Raw genomic sequence first — 216 nt, 5'->3', positions numbered from 1 at the left:
TCGTCGAAGGTGGTGCCCAGGGAAGTGATCCGGGCGTTCACCGGGTCCGGGTCGCCCAGTGCCACCAGGCTGGGATGACCTGGCGCCAACGGGGTGACACTCGGCAGCGGCAGCAGCCGGGCACGGCTCGAGCCGTGGAACGGCGTGCAGATCGTGACCAGCGAGGAGATGCGTCCGTCCGTGTCGCCCAGCATTGCCAGCTTGCCGATCAGCCCG

1 pseudogene is annotated in these 216 nt (G+C 69.4%); it reads right to left on the bottom strand.

Features of this window, described 5'->3' with window-relative positions:
* A pseudogene (locus BN358_RS26890) lies at window positions 1-216 on the bottom strand (alpha/beta hydrolase); the annotation flags it as partial.

It is taken from the genome of Sedimentibacter sp. B4, assembly GCF_000309315.1.
GTDB classification, from domain to species: domain Bacteria; phylum Bacillota; class Clostridia; order Tissierellales; family Sedimentibacteraceae; genus Sedimentibacter; species Sedimentibacter saalensis.
This window is presented reverse-complemented; position numbering and strand designations above follow the sequence as displayed.